Raw genomic sequence first — 1,356 nt, 5'->3', positions numbered from 1 at the left:
TAAGATAAGGGCACCGGGCTTGATGGTATCAAAACGATCGGGTTTAATAAACAACGAACGAAGTTTTTTGGAACCGGCAGAGAGTATTTGTTCACTAAAATGTAAAAAAGAGGCTTCGTCCGTGGTGTACGCGTGAAGTTTTTTAAGGGGATACTCCTCTTTTTTCATCACAGCACGGGTGAGGGCACGAAAGCTTCCTCCGATACCGATCATCGTATCGGTATCAAAGGGAGGAAGCTGTTTGAGGGCTTCATCGATATAGGCGATGGCTCCCTCTACATCATCACGATCAAAGAAAAGTTCTTTAATGCGAACCGTTCCGATGTTGAGAGAAAAAAGCTGTTCGACTTTACCGTTGCGTAGAAGGGTAAACTCACTGGAACCACCCCCTACATCGACCGTAATGGCATCTGAGAGGCTCGGAAGGAGATTGGCGCAGGCCATTCCTCCTAAATAGGCTTCTCTCTCTCCTGTGATCACTTTGATAGAGAGGTTATGTTCACGCTTGATACGGGAGAGAAAGGTTGAGGAATTGGGGGCATCACGCAGGGCAGAGGTAGCCACACACATTATTTTTCGGACACCGAAAGATTTGGCAGTCGATAAAAACTCTCCGATTGCCTGAGCCGTACGATCCATCGCTTCACTTTGAAGGAAACCTTCATTTTTATAAGCGTTTTCACTGATACGGACAGAACTTTTTACTTCATGGAGAATATGAAAAGCAAAACGGCTGGTTTTTTGAAAGACCGCCATCCGCATCGAATTGCTTCCGATGTCGATAACAGCGGTACATTTTGCCATTTACTCCTCTTCCTCCATCAATTGCTTGTGTTTATAAAGGAGCTCTTGCATGGTCTCTACGTTATCTTTGTCGGGGATAATACAATCGACAGGACATACGGCAATACAAGCAGGCTCATCGTAGGTTCCTACACACTCGGTACAACGGTCCGGATCGATGATATAAATCGGATCGCCCTCTTCGATGGCGTCCATTGGGCATTCTTCACGGCATGCGTCGCATGCGATACATTCATCGACTATTAGTAGTGGCATAGGGTAAACCTCGGTTTTATATTTGGTTATTGCGCGATTTATAGCGAAAGGAACCTTTGAGGAGTTTTAAACCATTGTAATTTGCACGCTATCGGAGTAAAACCCCGATTTGCTACGCTAACGCTAAGTTTTCTTCGGCAGAAAGCCCAAGAGAAATTTATCGTAATGGAAGGACGCAACACAGCTTCGAAGGGAGAATAAGACGAGCACATGAACCGTCCATTCCATCTTCTCTATTGGTTAGCGTAATAACGGCACCGATAGCTTCTGCCGCACTTTTAGCAAGAAACAGTCCCA

2 protein-coding genes are annotated in these 1,356 nt (G+C 45.4%); both read right to left on the bottom strand.

Features of this window, described 5'->3' with window-relative positions; translation table 11 throughout:
- Window positions 1-804: Ppx/GppA phosphatase family protein (locus A2517_RS08530; RefSeq protein ID WP_294896081.1), on the bottom strand; the 804-nt coding region annotated here is incomplete at its 3' end.
- The gene (locus A2517_RS08525; protein WP_013459298.1) at window positions 805-1,059 is read right to left on the bottom strand and encodes a YfhL family 4Fe-4S dicluster ferredoxin; all 255 of its coding nucleotides are present in this window, start codon (window positions 1,057-1,059) and stop codon (window positions 805-807) included.
- Between the last annotated feature and the right edge of the window lie 297 nt (window positions 1,060-1,356).

It is taken from the genome of Sulfuricurvum sp. RIFOXYD12_FULL_44_77 (genome assembly GCF_001830725.1).
GTDB classification, from domain to species: domain Bacteria; phylum Campylobacterota; class Campylobacteria; order Campylobacterales; family Sulfurimonadaceae; genus Sulfuricurvum; species Sulfuricurvum kujiense_A.
The sequence above is the reverse complement of the archived record's forward strand: the minus strand, read 5'-3'. Positions and strand labels throughout refer to the sequence as shown.